Raw genomic sequence first — 12,600 nt, 5'->3', positions numbered from 1 at the left:
GGACGCCCCGGCCCCTGGCCAGTAGCGTCCGCAAAGGCGCAACCCTACGCACCCGATGGCGCGTTTTTGTACCTACCGCATTGCTACTTGCGGCTGAACAGACTTGATCCCTGGATGGTCATGAATGCTGCCGACGCCGCTTGCAGCGCGACCTGGCGTAGCGCGAGCTGGCTGGCGCCTTGGTAATAGTCCAGTTCTTCCAGATCAGACAGGGACTTCGAGTAAGACAGGCCTTTCTGCGTACCCGTGGAGTTCAGTGCGTCCAGTTCGTTCATCCTGGCGCCGACCGAAGCCTGCACCGTGAGAACGTTGTCGTAGGTGTTCGCCAGCTTCTTGTTGGCCGTCGCTAGTGCATTGTTCAGTTTGGCGGTCGCGACGGGGTCGCCAGCGCTGGGCGCGTCCAGCGCAGCAATCACGTCGTCCAAGGTAGCGAACACGTCCATATCGGAGGACTGGACGCTTTCGACATTTATCACGTCACCAGCCTGCGGGGCGCCTTTAATCGATACGGATACGCCACTGCCCAAATCGACCGTAGCTCCATCAGCGTATGCGGTTGCAGGAGCTCCTGCGGCCGGCACGGTCGCGCTGGAACCGTCTGGATTCGTCGTCGTAACGCGATAGCCGATCGCTCCGGTGACTGCGTCGGTCTCAAACTGCACGGCAAACTTCTTGCCCGCGTTTGCCGAACCCGGCACCACGGATGCCGGACCAAACTCGGCAGTGCCGGTATTGGAATCGGGCGTCGAAGCCACAAAGGCTTGCGAACCTGGGTTTGCGCGCCCAAAGATGTCCTTCCCCAGATCGCTGGAGGACAATTGGCGGCTTTGGTCAACCTGAATGGTCCGCTCACCCACAGAATTGCTATAAGCGATCTTGCCGGTCGCGTCCTTGGAGTACGGCATCACACTGCCATCATTGCCCGAGAACAGATATTGACCATTGCCGTCCGTCGTGTTCGCAAGCCCCAGCAAGGCATCGCGGGTGCTTTTGAGTGCCGTGGACAAGGTTTGGCGGTCGCTATCCGACAGCACGCCGCCGGCCTGGATGATACGCGTGCGCGCCTCCTGCAAGGCATTCGTCACAGCGGTCAGCGTATTGCTTTCCTGCCCCAGATTCGTGCTGGCGGTCTGGCGGTTCATGCCATACGTATTGTTCATGCTCTGCGTCTGAGCCACACTAATGGCCAACGCAGCGGCCAGGGGATCATCCGCCGGAGTCAGGTTCTTGCGTCCGCTACCGACCTGTTCAACCAGGCGGTTCATATCGGATTCCTGAGAGAGAACGCCCTTCAGGCCGTTCGAGTACATCATCGAGGTGCTCAGGCGCATGGTGAAGCTCCGAAATTTTCTTTATTGGTCACGATTCGACGATTCGATCAGCCGCGCAGACCCAGCAGCGTATCGAACATGGTGCTGGCCACGTCAATGATGCGCGCACTGGCTTGATATTGTTCCTGGTACAGCGACAGGCTGACGTATTCTTCGTTCAGGTTGACGCCCGAGACAGCCTGCTGCGCCGCAGTCTTCTGCGTGATCAGGTTTGCCTGCGCGGTCGCCGCGGACTTGAGTTGAGCGGTTTGCACCCCAACCGTATTCACCACCTGGCCGAACATATCGTTCACGCTCATCGTGCCGTTACCAAGCACCTTGCTGTTCTGCAGCTGAGCCAGTTTCAGCGCGTTCTTGCCGTTGGCGTCACCGCCTTCTAAGTCGGCCGCCGCGATCTTGTAAGGATCGGAGATCAGAACGGTAAGATCGCGTGCCGCATCGCGCGTGGGTGCCAGCGACCATTTGTCGCCAGCCTGGGGCGGCGCGCTGATGGTCAGGGTCACACCCATCTCGCTGTCGAGATTCAGCGTGCCCGGCGTCCCGGTGGCCGGACCGTTGTAGACCTGCGAACCTTCCGGCATGCGCAGCACGCGGTAGTTCGTGCCGTCGAAGGAAATCTCGTATTCCTTGGCGTTGATGTTGTTCAGGTTCGTGAACTGACCCGAAAGCGACGCGTTGCTCTTGTTCTGCGCATTCGGTACGCCCTGCGGCGAACCGATGCCAAAGAAGTCCGTGCCGGGATTGCCGTTCTGGTCCAGGCCCTGCTTGTGCTGCTCGTTGAAGGACAGCGCCAGGCCGACGGCCATCTGACCCAACTGGCTTTGCATGACATCCAGCGAAGTCGCGCGAAATTGCAACAGGCCGCCCAGCGAGCCGCCGGTCACTTCCGCATCATCCAGCTCCACGGCGACCGTCTTACCCGAGCCGGCCGGCAGCGTGTAGGCAATGGCGGTGCGTCCCGTATCCTTGGAGGAAGCCACCGCTTGCAGCGGATAGATGGTGTTGCCGGATAGCAGCGCCTGGCCACCGTTGGCCAACGTAATGTTGATCTTGTCGCCTTGTTCGTAGGTGGTGATGCCTACCAGCTGATTCAGTTCCATGACGGCCTGGTCGCGCTGATCCAGGAGATCGTTCGGAGGACTGCCGCCCGCCTTGCCCGTAGCCAGCGAGATTTGCTGGTTCAGATCGTCGATACGCGTCAGATAACTGTTGACCTGCTCGACCGTCGTGGTGATCTGCGTGTTCAGGCCGATGCGCTGGTTTTGCATCTCGGTGTAGGCCGAACGGATTTGGGTGGCCAGGCTATTGGCCTTGCCTAGCAAATCCTGGCGCGCGGCAGGGTCGGCAGGCTTGCTGGCCACCGCATTCATGCTGGTGAAGAAATTGGTCAGGCCCGGCGCGATGCCGACGGTGCGGTCGGCGAACAGGTTGTTGATTGCCGAAACCTGGTTGTATTGCGTCTGCAACTGGGCGCCACTGCCCTGAGCGCCGACCAGTTGCTTGTACAGGAAACTGTCGTAGCTGCGCACGACCGTGTCGACCTGCACGCCTCGGCCTATGTAGCCGTTGCTGGTCGCCTGGGCGCCGGCAGTCGAAACCATGACGCGCTGGCGGTTGTAACCAACCGTGGTGGCATTGTTGATATTGTGGCTGGTGGTGGCCAGCCCTGCCTGAGCGGCGTTCAGCCCGCCCAGCGCCAATTTATACATATTCATGCTGACAATGCCCCGTATTTAACCGCTGATATACCTGGATATCCAATTAACGGCAGGAGGTGATCCGAATTTAGAGTCCTTCCAACATCTGGCGAGAAATTTCCACCTTGGATGCCGCGCCCCGCAGCTGGCTCATCACGCCGATCAACTTTTGCGCATACTGGGGATCCGTCGCATAACCCGCGTCCTGGATCCGGCGCGCCGCCTCGATCTCGTTGCGGGCCTGCGTGACGGCCTCGTAGCGCGGGCTGTTGCCGATCAGACGGGCGTAATCCGCGAACGATTCCTCGTAGGACGCGTAGGCGCGGAAAGGTTGCGTCACCTTTTTCGCCACGCCGTCTTCGTATTCAGTAGTCAGTACGTTGACAACCTGCCCCTTCCAGCTGGATCCCGCCTTGATGCCGAACAGGTTGTAGCTGGTGCTGCCGTCCTGGTGCTTGATCTCGCGCTTGCCCCAGCCCGACTCCAGCGCCGCCTGGCCCATGATGAGGCGGGCCGGCACGCCGCTTTGCTGGGAAGCGAGATTGGCTGCGCGCGACATCTTGGACACGAAGGCGACCACGTGGTCGGGCGCGCCTTCCGCAGCGGCCAGCGCCCGGTTCTGCGCGCTGTTATTGCGCATCACATTCAGCAATGCCGACACTTCGCGCGAGCCAGCGGCGCGGAAATCGAGGTCCGCGCCCTCTCCCAGGCGCTTGACAGCATCCGCGCCCAACTCGCCGGGCTTGCCCTGCTGCATCTGCGCCAGAATGGCGCCGGACAGGCCGATGCCAGGCGACGCCAGATGCAGGGCCAGCTGCTCGTCCGCCATGGACTGCAGCATCTGCGTCTGCTGCGAGTCGAACAGCCCTTCCTTGGGCGTCGCCTCGCGCATGCGCTTGACCATCATCTGCAGGAACAGGGCCTCGAACTGCTTGGCAACCTGTTTCTGCTGCTCGGTCCCCTCAGGATCCTTTTTGACATCGCGCTTCAGGTCAGACAGGCGGCCCATGTCGAAAACCGAATCCTGCCGGCTGGCGCCGCGCGCCGCATCATTGGTGTACGCCATGGCCGTCAGATGATTTCCAGTTCGGCGCGCAAGGCGCCGGCGGTCTTCATGGCCTGCAGAATCGCCAGCAGGTCCTGCGGCGTGGCGCCCAGGGCGTTCAAGCCCTTGACCACATCCGCTAGATTGGCGCTGGTGCTCACGCGTTGCAGGGAACCGTTCTCCTGGCGCACCTCGATCTGCGTATTGGGTACCACCACCGTCTGCCCTTCCGTGAAAGGCGTGTCAGGCTGCGATACCTGGTTCTGGCGATTGATGATGACCGACAGATTGCCGTGGGCCACGGCGGCTTCTTCGATCATGACGGTGCGGTTCATGACGACCGAACCCGTGCGCGCATTGATGATGACCTTGGCCACCGTGGGCGCGCGCGCCACCTGCAAGTCTTCGAGCTGCGATAGGAAGCGCGCCTGCGAAGCCTGATCCATCGGTGTGCGCACCTGCACCACGCGTCCGTCCAGCGCAGTGGCGGTGCCTTGGCCGAACTTGCGGTTCAACGCCATGGCCACATTCTGCGCCGTGCCGAAATCGGTATTGTTCAGTTCCACATAAACGTAGCCGTCACGCGCGAACGTGGTGGGCACGCCGCGCTCTACGATGGCGCCCGCGCTGATGCGCCCGCCATTCAACTGGTTGATCTGCACGCTGGAGCCACCGGCGGAGGCGCCCGCGCCGCCCACCAGGATGTTGCCCTGGGCGATCGCGTAGACCTGGCTATCGGCCCCCTTGAGCGGGGTCATCAGCAATGTGCCTCCGCGCAGGCTCTTGGCGTTGCCCATGGACGAAACCACCACGTCCAACGTCTGGCCCGGACGGGCGAAAGCCGGCAGCGTGGTCGTGACCATGACCGCGGCCACGTTCTTCAATTGCATATTGCTGCCGGGCGGAACGGTGATACCGAGCTGCGACAACATATTGGTCAGACTTTGCTGCGTGAACGGCGTCTGCCGCACCTGGTCGCCGCTGCCATCCAGACCCACGACCAGGCCATAGCCGATCAGCTGGTTGCCCCGCACGCCCTGGATCGACGCCAGGTCCTTGAGCCGTTCGGCGTGCGCCGCACCCGCGCCGGCCATCAGCCCGACCGAAATGCAGACGCGCGCCAACAAGGACACCAAGGCGGATATCGGATTCGGTTGTTTCATGTTCAGAACGGCGAAGCGATCAGGAAGAAGCGTTGCAGCCAGCCCATGGTCTGGACTTCGTCCATGACGCCTTTGCTGCGGTACTCGATGCGGGCGTCGGCCACCTGCGTGGACGACACGGTGTTGGTGCCGGTAATGGAGCGCGGATCGACTACGCCGGAGAAGCGCACAAATTCGCTGCCCCGGTTGATGGCGATCTGCTTTTCGCCCGCGACCTGCAGGTTGCCGTTGGACATCACCCCCACCACCGTGGTCGTGATGGTGCCGGTAAAGGCATTGTTCGCCGTGCTGTCGCCCTTGCCCTGCGACACATTGCCGCCCTTGGCGTCGGTGTTCAGGTTGGCATTGGCCCAACTATCCATGAAGGACGGCGCGGCGGCGATGCCCAGGGAAGCGCTGCCGCTGCGGTTGGTGTTGGTGGCGACGTTCTTGGAAGCGTTGGTCTTTTCGTTCAGGACGATGGTGACGATATCGCCCACGTTGCGCGGCCGGCGGTCCTCGAACAAGGGATAGTTGCCGTAGGTCGTCGGCTGATAGATCGAGCCCGTGGGCTGCGCCATGGGCGTGGGCGGCGGCGGCGGCGCCGCCGTCGTCGGCCCGGTCACGATGGGCTCGGGCGGGATCATGGCGCAACCGGCCACCAGCATAGCCAGGGCCGCACTCGATACCAGGCGCAGGACAGACATGGGCATCACAGTTGGGTCAGGCGGGCCAGCATTTCGTCCGAGGTCTTGACGGCCTTGCTGTTCATTTCGTAGGCGCGCTGGGTGGTGATCATGTTGACCAGCTCTTCAGCGACGTTGACGTTGGAGGTTTCAACGTACTTCTGCATGATCGAACCGGCGCCGTCCACGCCAGGCTGCAACAGGTTGGCGGGTCCCGAAGCGTCGGTCTCCAGGTACAGGTTCTCGCCGACGCTCTGCAAGCCGGTGGGGTTGATGAACGTGGCGATCTGCAGCTGGCCGATCTGCACGTTGATGCCAGCGGCGCCGGGCTGCGTCACCGAAACGATGCCGTCGTTACCAATGGAGATCGACAGCGCATTGTCGGGGATGTTCATCGGCGGCTGGATCACGTAGCCGCTGACGGTCGTCAACTGGCCGTTCTGGTCGCGTTGCAGTGCGCCGTCGCGGGTGTAGGCCTGGGTGCCGTCAGGCAGTTCGACCTGCAGGAAACCACGGCCATTGATGGCGATATCCATCTCGCTGCCTGTGTTGTTCAGATTGCCGGCGGTGTGGATGCGCTCGGTCGCGGCCACGCGCGCACCGGTACCCAGTTGCAGGCCCGACGGCAGCTGGGTAGCGTCGCCGACTTGGGCGCCAGGCTGACGCAGCGTCTGGTACATCAGGTCCTGGAACACGGCGCGACCACGCTTGAAGCCATTGGTCGAAACGTTGGCCAAGTTGTTCGAAATCACGTCCATGGAGGTCTGCTGACCTTCCAGACCCGTCTTGGCGATCCACAACGAACGCATCATGATGAAGTACTCCTGGTGCCGCGGCCCGGCCGCGCGCAAAAAATGTTTCTAGTTCAGTTGCCGTATCACGCGCTTACCGACAGGATGCCGTTGGCGCGCTCGGCGTTGCGGTCCGACTGCTGGATCACCTGCATCTGCTGCTCGAAGCGGCGGGCGTTGGCGATCATGCCGACCATCGCCGCCATCGGATTGGTGTTGCTGCCTTCCAGCACGCCCGACAACAGCCGCAGGCTGGGGTCGGCAGGCACCGGAGGCGCGGGTTGGCCATTGACGGGCGCCATGCGGAAGACGCCATCGTCACCGTGCACCAGCTGCTCGTTCTGCGGGCTGGCCAGTTTGATCCGGCCCAGGTTCAGGATGTTGTTCGGCGCGTCGCCTGCGCCGATGGCGGTAATGGTGCCGTCCGCGGTGATGGTCAGCGCGGCCTGGTCGGGCACGTCGATGGGGCCGCCCTGGTCCGACAACACGGGTTGGCCCAACGAGGTCTGCAACAAGCCATTGATGCCGACCTGCAGGCTGCCGGCGCGGGTGTACGCCTCGCCCTGCGGCGTCTGCACGGCGATCCAGCCACGCTCGCTGGACAGCGCCACGTCCAGGTCCCGGCCCGTGGTCTGCATATTGCCCATCTGGAAGCTGTTGCGCGGCGTGGACGCCACCGTCGAAACACGCGTGGGCAGACTCGTCCCATCCGTGACCGGCACGGAGCGGTACAGCGCGATCTGCTCGCGGAAACCCGCCGTGTTCACGTTGGCCATGTTGTTGGAAAGCGCGGCCTGATGCTCGGTGATGCGCGCCGCGCCATTCATGGCGGTGTAGATGATACGGTCCATTGCCTATTCCGTCGGTGTCGTCTCGTGCCTGCCCGGCTTACTTCAGATTCATCAGGACTTGCATGATTTCGTCCTGGGTCTTGATGGTCTGCGAGTTGGCCTGGTACGTGCGCTGGGCGATGATCATGTTGACCAGTTCCTTGCTCATGTCGACGTTGGACGACTCCGTGGCCTGGCCCACGACCTTGGAGAGGCCGTTGGTGCCGGGCTGGCCCAGGATGGGCTGGCCGGAGGCGGAGGTTTCCGTCCAGGCGTTGTTGCCCACGGGCTGCAGCCCCTGCAGGTTGGAGAAGTCAGCCAGCACGATGGTGCCGACAACCTGGGTCTCGCCGTTTGTGTAGCTCGCCACTATGCTGCCGTCACCACTGATGTTGATGCCGCTGAACTCGCCGGAAGCGTATCCGTCCGGCTTGGCTACCAGCTTATAGGCGCTGCCGAACTGTGTGGTGCCGGCGTAGTTCATCGCAATGTTGATCGGATCTGCGGGCGTGGTGCCGCCGCCCGGGTTGGCGAAGGACAGGTTGACGACAGGTGCGCTGGTCATCACGCCGGCCTTGTTAAAGGTGAACTTCTGCGGGTTGCCCCAGACTCCGCCCGCTTCGGTGGTCGGCGCCATGGCCTGCCCGTCGATCGTGTAGTAAACGTCGTACGTGCTGGTATCCGCAGTAGCTGCGGGGCGCTTCACGAAGTACTGCATGACCTGATGGGAATTGCCCAGCGAGTCGAACACCGTCATCGGCGAGGCGTTGGTATAGGAGTTGGACAGCTTCGGGTCGAACGGCTTGCCAGTTTCGACGACAGCCGCCGTGTACTCAGTAAACGCCCCCATCTTCGACAGATCACCACCCGTAATCACGCCGCCCGCGCCCACGGTTACCGTTTCCGTACCGACGGTGAAGGTGGAGCCCGGGGCCGGCAGCCCGAGACCGGCCGGCACGGTATCCTCCAGCGTTGCCGTTCCCGTAGCATCACGGCTGAAGGTGTACACAGTGGCGGGCGCCGTGCCCAACGTGACCCTTCCAAGGACGGGTGCCTTGGTTTGCGTATCCGTTTCGTAGATGACTTTCGCGTTGGCATCCAGGTTGGCCACGGTGGTGCCAGTGGAAGTCGCCTTCGGTGCCACGTTGGCAGTAGGCAACTGCAATTCCACCGGATTCGCACCCACGGAGCCCGGCGGATAACCCGTCAGACGATAGCCCTGTGCGTTGATGATGAAATTGTTCTTGTCGACCAGGAATTCGCCGTTGCGGGTGTACATCACCGCACCGCTCTGGTCGGTTACGCGGAACATGCCCTTGGCGCCGTCAATGGCGATGTCGTATTCGCCGCCGCCGCCGTTCACCGTACCCACGGTAAAGCGCTGGTTGATGGCCGCAACCTTCACGCCCAGGCCGACGCGCGAACTGGCGTAAACGTCGGCGAACGACGCGGTGGCGGACTTGAAGCCGACCGTGCCGGAGTTGGCGATGTTGTTGCCGATGACGTCCAGGTTCTGCGCTGCGGCGTTCAAGCCGCTCAATCCTTGTCCGAAACCCATGTTTGTTCTCGCTAATCTTTAACTAGGGGAAGCCGCCGCCCTTGCGCCGGCACCGATACATTGCGCCCGCTTCAGGCGCCGATCACCTTGCGCACATCCAGCATGCTGGTCTGGCCTTCCAGGCCCAGATCCAGCCTCAGGCCTTCAGTGGAGTACGCCACGCTCTTGACCTGGCCGTAGCTCAGGACTTCCGCATTCACCTTCTTGCCATCGGCATCCGTAGCCAGGACGGACACGGTGTACGCGCCCGGTTCCAGCACAATGCCGTTATCGTTCTTGCCATCCCAGGACAGCGTGTACACGCCGGGCTTCTGGTCTGTCGTTTCGATCGTGCGCACGACCGCGCCATTGGCGTCGGAAATGCGGATCTGCACTTTCTGGGCATCGCCCTGCAGGTCCAGACCGTAAGGCGTGACGACGCGGGCCTCGGGATTTGCCGCATCCACGCCAGACTTGATCTTGGAGCCGGGAATCAGCACGCCCTTGCCTATCATGGCCACGGCATTCATCGACTGCGACACGTCGATCTGGCCGCTGATGGCGAGCATGGTGTTCTTCAGGTTGGTGATGCCTTCCACCGTGGAGATCTGCGCCAGCTGGGAGGTCAGCTCGGCATTCTGCATCGGGTTCAGGGGATCCTGGTTCTGCAGCTGCGTGACCAGCAGTTTCAGGAACTGGTCCTGCAGGCCTTGCGCCGTGCTGCTGCTATTGGCGCCCGTTTGAGCCAGGCCCAAGCCGGTCTTGCTCGTCGATTGGTCGATAGTGGTCATGGATTAACTGGTTCCGGAAATTAGGACTGGCCGATGGTCAGGGTCTTCTGCATCAGGGCCTTGGCTGTGTTGAGCACTTCCACGTTTGCCTGGTAAGAGCGCGAGGCTGCGATCATGTTCACGGTTTCGGCCACCGGGTCGACATTGGGCATGCTGACGTAACCCTGCGCGTCGGCCATGGGGTGCTGCGGGTCATAGACCTGCTTCAAGGGGGACTGGTCTTCGACCACGCCAGCCACGCGCACGCCGCCGATTTCCTGGCCCAGCGCCTGGCCGGCCGGGGGATTCACCTGGAACACGACCTGACGGGCGCGGTAGGGTTTGCCGTCGGGGCCAACCACGCTGTCGGCGTTGGCCATATTGCTGGCCGCCACGTTCATGCGCTGCGATTGCGCGCTGAGCGCCGAACCGGCGATATCGAAAATGCTCAACAAGGACATTGCCTGCCGCTCCCTTTAAAGAATCATTCCTGAATTGCGGCCATCATGGTCCGGATACGGCCAGACAGCATCTGCATCGTGCTTTGGTAATGCAGGGTGTTATCCGCGAACTGCACGCGTTCGATGTCCATGTCCACCGTGTTGCCATCCATGCTCGGCTGGTACGGCAGGCGGTACAGGAGTTCCGTCGGACCTTGCGATACGGCCTTGGCCGGGATATGGCGAGCGGCAGTCAGCGTGAGCGCGGTGTCGGGCAGGCGTTTCGTGCCTTCCATGGCGTTGGCCATGGCCGTCTTGAAGTCGAAATCGCGCGCCTTGTAGTTGGGCGTATCGGCATTGGCGATGTTCGACGACAGCACTTCCTGGCGTTGCGCGCGCAGTCCCAGGGACTGCTGGAAGAACCGAAAATCTTCATTAAGCCTGTCTAGCATCGGAGCGCCTTGGTGCGTTGCAATTCAGATAAAGCCAGGGACGCCGGACAGACCGTTATCCCATTGGATGACGGCATCATAGGGGCCGGGGGCTCAACACAATCAGCCAAATAACCCGTCATTTCTCATCCAATTCACGTATTGCCGAATGCCGCGGACTTCTACAATTCCTCCATTATGAAAATATCCGCACTCCGACTCCGCGCGCGCGCAGGCTGCCTGGCAGCCCTGCTGCTGCCCCTGGCCGCCGCGCAGGGGCAGGAAGCCGCCGTCCAGGCACCCGAGGCGATCGCTCTTGCCGCGCAAACCTATCTGCTGGATCAACTGGCCGGCCTTCCAGGGCAGCCCTCGATCGCGATAGACCCGCCGCGCGCGGAACGCCTGACGCCTTGCGACGCCATGTCCCCGTTTATGCCCTCGGGCATGAAACTGCGTTCACGCATGACGGTCGGGGTGCGCTGCAACGCGCCCAAGCCCTGGACGGCGTATGTCCAGGCGACGGTGAGCGTGCCGGGCCACTACTACGTCGCCGCCCGCATGATTGCTGCGGGGCAGGCCCTGACGCCGGACGACCTCGCTCCAAGAGACGGCGATTTGGTCTCCCTGCCCCCTGGTGCGATTACAGATCCGCAAACCGTGGTGGGCATGTCGGCCGTGCACCGGATCAACGCCGGGCAAGCGGTGCGGGGTTCCGGATTGCGCAACGCACAATCGGTGGTGCGCGGCGCCAACGTCCGCATCAACGCGCGCGGGAAGGGCTTCGTCGTCAGCAGCGAAGGCCAGGCGCTCGACAACGCCGCACCCGGCGCAACCGTGCAGGTCCGCACCGCAGGCGGCCAAGTGGTCAGCGGCGTGGTGCGCAACGCCGGCCTGGTGGAAATACAACTGTAATTGTTGTTACATGTCGCATTGCACCAACACGCCGCCTGCCCCTAAAGTTCCGTCCGGCCCTGCCGTTACTGAGGCATAAGTAGGCGAAACCGTCGCACAACCGACCCAGGACGCCCTGCGGAGAAAATCTTGAAGATCAATTCGACCACCAACCGCCCCCTATCGGCTGACGCCGTCGCGCCCCGCGCCGACTCGGCGGTTGCCCAGGCCTATGGCGCCAGTAGCGCCAGCGGCTCCAGCAGCTCGCAGGTGGCGCTGAGCTCGGCGTCGCGCAAACTGTTGGCGCTGCAGGACGGCTCCAATGACATCAACGTTGAACGCGTCGCCGCCATCCGTGCGGCAATCGCATCGGGTCAGTTGAAGATCGACACCGGCCGCATCGCGGACAGTCTGATTGCCAGCGCCCGCGATTTGCTGAAGTAACCCCGAATCTCCCGAGTCCAACAGCATGACCATGAGCACCGTCGAATCCCTGCAATCCTGCATGCGCCAGGAAGATGCCCTGATCACCGAGTTCTCCGCCATTCTGGAAGAAGAGACCGAGGTGCTGGTGGGCTTGGGGAGCGTCGGCACGCTGCAGGAAATCACCGAGCGCAAGGGCGACGTCGCCCGCAAGCTTGTGGACCTGAGCCAGGTCCGGGACTCCCTGCTCGCGGAAATTGGTCTGCCCGCCGGGCACACCGGCACCGAGCAGGCGGCTGTTCTGCACCCGCAACTGTCCGGCGTCTGGCAGGCTTTGCTCAGCAAATCGGCATCCGCCAACGAAATCAACCTGCGCAACGGCGCGCTCATCGACGTGCACTTGCGCTACACGCAGCAGTCGCTGGACGCCCTGCGCGGCTTGGGCGCGGCGGGTGGCACCGTGTCCACTTACGACGCCCGCGGGCGTGGCGCACGCAGCGGCCCGGGCCGCAAGCCCATCGTGGCTGGTTGAATCTGGCAGGATGGGTAAAGCGCGCCAGTTCGCGCGCAAGATCCCACCTCCCTA

The 12,600-nt window shown here is 62.7% G+C and carries 14 protein-coding genes; 3 read left to right on the top strand and 11 right to left on the bottom strand.

Annotation, left to right across the window (positions count from 1 at the left end; translation table 11 throughout):
• Positions 1-83: 83 nt before the first annotated feature.
• From flgL to flgB, 11 genes are all read right to left on the bottom strand, one after another.
• Complete coding sequence (flgL, locus tag HV793_RS12055) at positions 84-1,331, bottom strand: flagellar hook-associated protein FlgL (RefSeq protein ID WP_175163434.1); 1,248 nt, start codon at positions 1,329-1,331, stop codon at positions 84-86.
• A gap of 47 nt (positions 1,332-1,378) precedes the next feature.
• Positions 1,379-3,046 carry a flagellar hook-associated protein FlgK gene (gene flgK / locus HV793_RS12050; protein ID WP_054456677.1) on the bottom strand — a complete coding sequence of 556 codons (1,668 nt, stop codon included), beginning with the start codon at positions 3,044-3,046 and terminating at the stop codon, positions 1,379-1,381.
• A gap of 70 nt (positions 3,047-3,116) precedes the next feature.
• Entirely contained in the window at positions 3,117-4,094 is a 978-nt protein-coding gene (gene flgJ, locus HV793_RS12045; protein ID WP_054456676.1) for a flagellar assembly peptidoglycan hydrolase FlgJ, read from the bottom strand.
• A gap of 5 nt (positions 4,095-4,099) precedes the next feature.
• Positions 4,100-5,236, bottom strand: coding sequence for a flagellar basal body P-ring protein FlgI (locus HV793_RS12040; RefSeq protein ID WP_119452088.1), 1,137 nt, complete (start codon positions 5,234-5,236; stop codon positions 4,100-4,102).
• Positions 5,237-5,238: 2 nt separating this feature from the next.
• Entirely contained in the window at positions 5,239-5,928 is a 690-nt protein-coding gene (locus tag HV793_RS12035; RefSeq protein ID WP_119452089.1) for a flagellar basal body L-ring protein FlgH, read from the bottom strand.
• Complete coding sequence (gene flgG / locus HV793_RS12030; protein WP_054456673.1) at positions 5,928-6,713, bottom strand: flagellar basal-body rod protein FlgG; 786 nt, start codon at positions 6,711-6,713, stop codon at positions 5,928-5,930. Before flgG ends, HV793_RS12035 begins: the two co-directional genes overlap by 1 nt.
• A 65-nt stretch (positions 6,714-6,778) precedes the next feature.
• On the bottom strand, positions 6,779-7,543 hold the full coding sequence (locus HV793_RS12025; RefSeq protein WP_054456672.1) for a flagellar basal body rod protein FlgF: 765 nt from the start codon (positions 7,541-7,543) through the stop codon (positions 6,779-6,781).
• A gap of 37 nt (positions 7,544-7,580) precedes the next feature.
• A complete protein-coding gene (locus HV793_RS12020) occupies positions 7,581-9,080 on the bottom strand; it encodes a flagellar hook-basal body complex protein (RefSeq protein WP_054456671.1) in 1,500 nt (499 codons plus the stop codon).
• A gap of 71 nt (positions 9,081-9,151) precedes the next feature.
• On the bottom strand, positions 9,152-9,850 hold the full coding sequence (locus HV793_RS12015) for a flagellar hook capping FlgD N-terminal domain-containing protein (protein WP_054456670.1): 699 nt from the start codon (positions 9,848-9,850) through the stop codon (positions 9,152-9,154).
• A 20-nt stretch (positions 9,851-9,870) separates the two neighbouring features.
• A complete protein-coding gene (gene flgC / locus HV793_RS12010; RefSeq protein ID WP_054456669.1) occupies positions 9,871-10,290 on the bottom strand; it encodes a flagellar basal body rod protein FlgC in 420 nt (139 codons plus the stop codon).
• Positions 10,291-10,313: 23 nt separating this feature from the next.
• On the bottom strand, positions 10,314-10,721 hold the full coding sequence (flgB, locus tag HV793_RS12005; protein ID WP_054456668.1) for a flagellar basal body rod protein FlgB: 408 nt from the start codon (positions 10,719-10,721) through the stop codon (positions 10,314-10,316).
• A gap of 177 nt (positions 10,722-10,898) precedes the next feature.
• On the opposite strand from flgB, the gene flgA reads away from it, so the two are divergent.
• The 3 genes from flgA to HV793_RS11990 all read left to right on the top strand — a co-directional run bounded on the left by flgA (position 10,899) and on the right by HV793_RS11990 (position 12,546).
• Positions 10,899-11,612, top strand: coding sequence for a flagellar basal body P-ring formation chaperone FlgA (gene flgA / locus HV793_RS12000; protein WP_175213747.1), 714 nt, complete (start codon positions 10,899-10,901; stop codon positions 11,610-11,612).
• A 129-nt stretch (positions 11,613-11,741) separates the two neighbouring features.
• Entirely contained in the window at positions 11,742-12,035 is a 294-nt protein-coding gene (gene flgM, locus HV793_RS11995; RefSeq protein WP_054456667.1) for a flagellar biosynthesis anti-sigma factor FlgM, read from the top strand.
• A 31-nt stretch (positions 12,036-12,066) separates the two neighbouring features.
• A complete protein-coding gene (locus HV793_RS11990; RefSeq protein ID WP_054456868.1) occupies positions 12,067-12,546 on the top strand; it encodes a flagella synthesis protein FlgN in 480 nt (159 codons plus the stop codon).
• Positions 12,547-12,600 lie beyond the last annotated feature (54 nt).

The organism is Achromobacter aegrifaciens (assembly GCF_902859965.1).
Classification (GTDB): Bacteria; Pseudomonadota; Gammaproteobacteria; order Burkholderiales; family Burkholderiaceae_B; genus Achromobacter; species Achromobacter aegrifaciens.
The sequence above is the reverse complement of the archived record's forward strand: the minus strand, read 5'-3'. Positions and strand labels throughout refer to the sequence as shown.

Excerpts from the sequence above, each read along its gene's own strand:
- HV793_RS12020 (WP_054456671.1), bottom strand. The coding sequence starts at position 9,080 with ATGGGTTTCGGACAAGGATTGAGCGGCTTGAACGCCGCAGCGCAGAAC.
- HV793_RS12015 (WP_054456670.1), bottom strand. The coding sequence starts at position 9,850 with ATGACCACTATCGACCAATCGACGAGCAAGACCGGCTTGGGCCTGGCT.
- flgC (WP_054456669.1), bottom strand. The coding sequence starts at position 10,290 with ATGTCCTTGTTGAGCATTTTCGATATCGCCGGTTCGGCGCTCAGCGCG.
- flgA (WP_175213747.1), top strand. The coding sequence starts at position 10,899 with ATGAAAATATCCGCACTCCGACTCCGCGCGCGCGCAGGCTGCCTGGCA.
- HV793_RS12035 (WP_119452089.1), bottom strand. The coding sequence starts at position 5,928 with ATGCCCATGTCTGTCCTGCGCCTGGTATCGAGTGCGGCCCTGGCTATG.
- flgB (WP_054456668.1), bottom strand. The coding sequence starts at position 10,721 with ATGCTAGACAGGCTTAATGAAGATTTTCGGTTCTTCCAGCAGTCCCTG.
- flgG (WP_054456673.1), bottom strand. The coding sequence starts at position 6,713 with ATGATGCGTTCGTTGTGGATCGCCAAGACGGGTCTGGAAGGTCAGCAG.
- HV793_RS12025 (WP_054456672.1), bottom strand. The coding sequence starts at position 7,543 with ATGGACCGTATCATCTACACCGCCATGAATGGCGCGGCGCGCATCACC.
- HV793_RS12040 (WP_119452088.1), bottom strand. The coding sequence starts at position 5,236 with ATGAAACAACCGAATCCGATATCCGCCTTGGTGTCCTTGTTGGCGCGC.
- flgK (WP_054456677.1), bottom strand. The coding sequence starts at position 3,046 with ATGAATATGTATAAATTGGCGCTGGGCGGGCTGAACGCCGCTCAGGCA.
- flgJ (WP_054456676.1), bottom strand. The coding sequence starts at position 4,094 with ATGGCGTACACCAATGATGCGGCGCGCGGCGCCAGCCGGCAGGATTCG.
- HV793_RS11990 (WP_054456868.1), top strand. The coding sequence starts at position 12,067 with ATGAGCACCGTCGAATCCCTGCAATCCTGCATGCGCCAGGAAGATGCC.
- flgL (WP_175163434.1), bottom strand. The coding sequence starts at position 1,331 with ATGCGCCTGAGCACCTCGATGATGTACTCGAACGGCCTGAAGGGCGTT.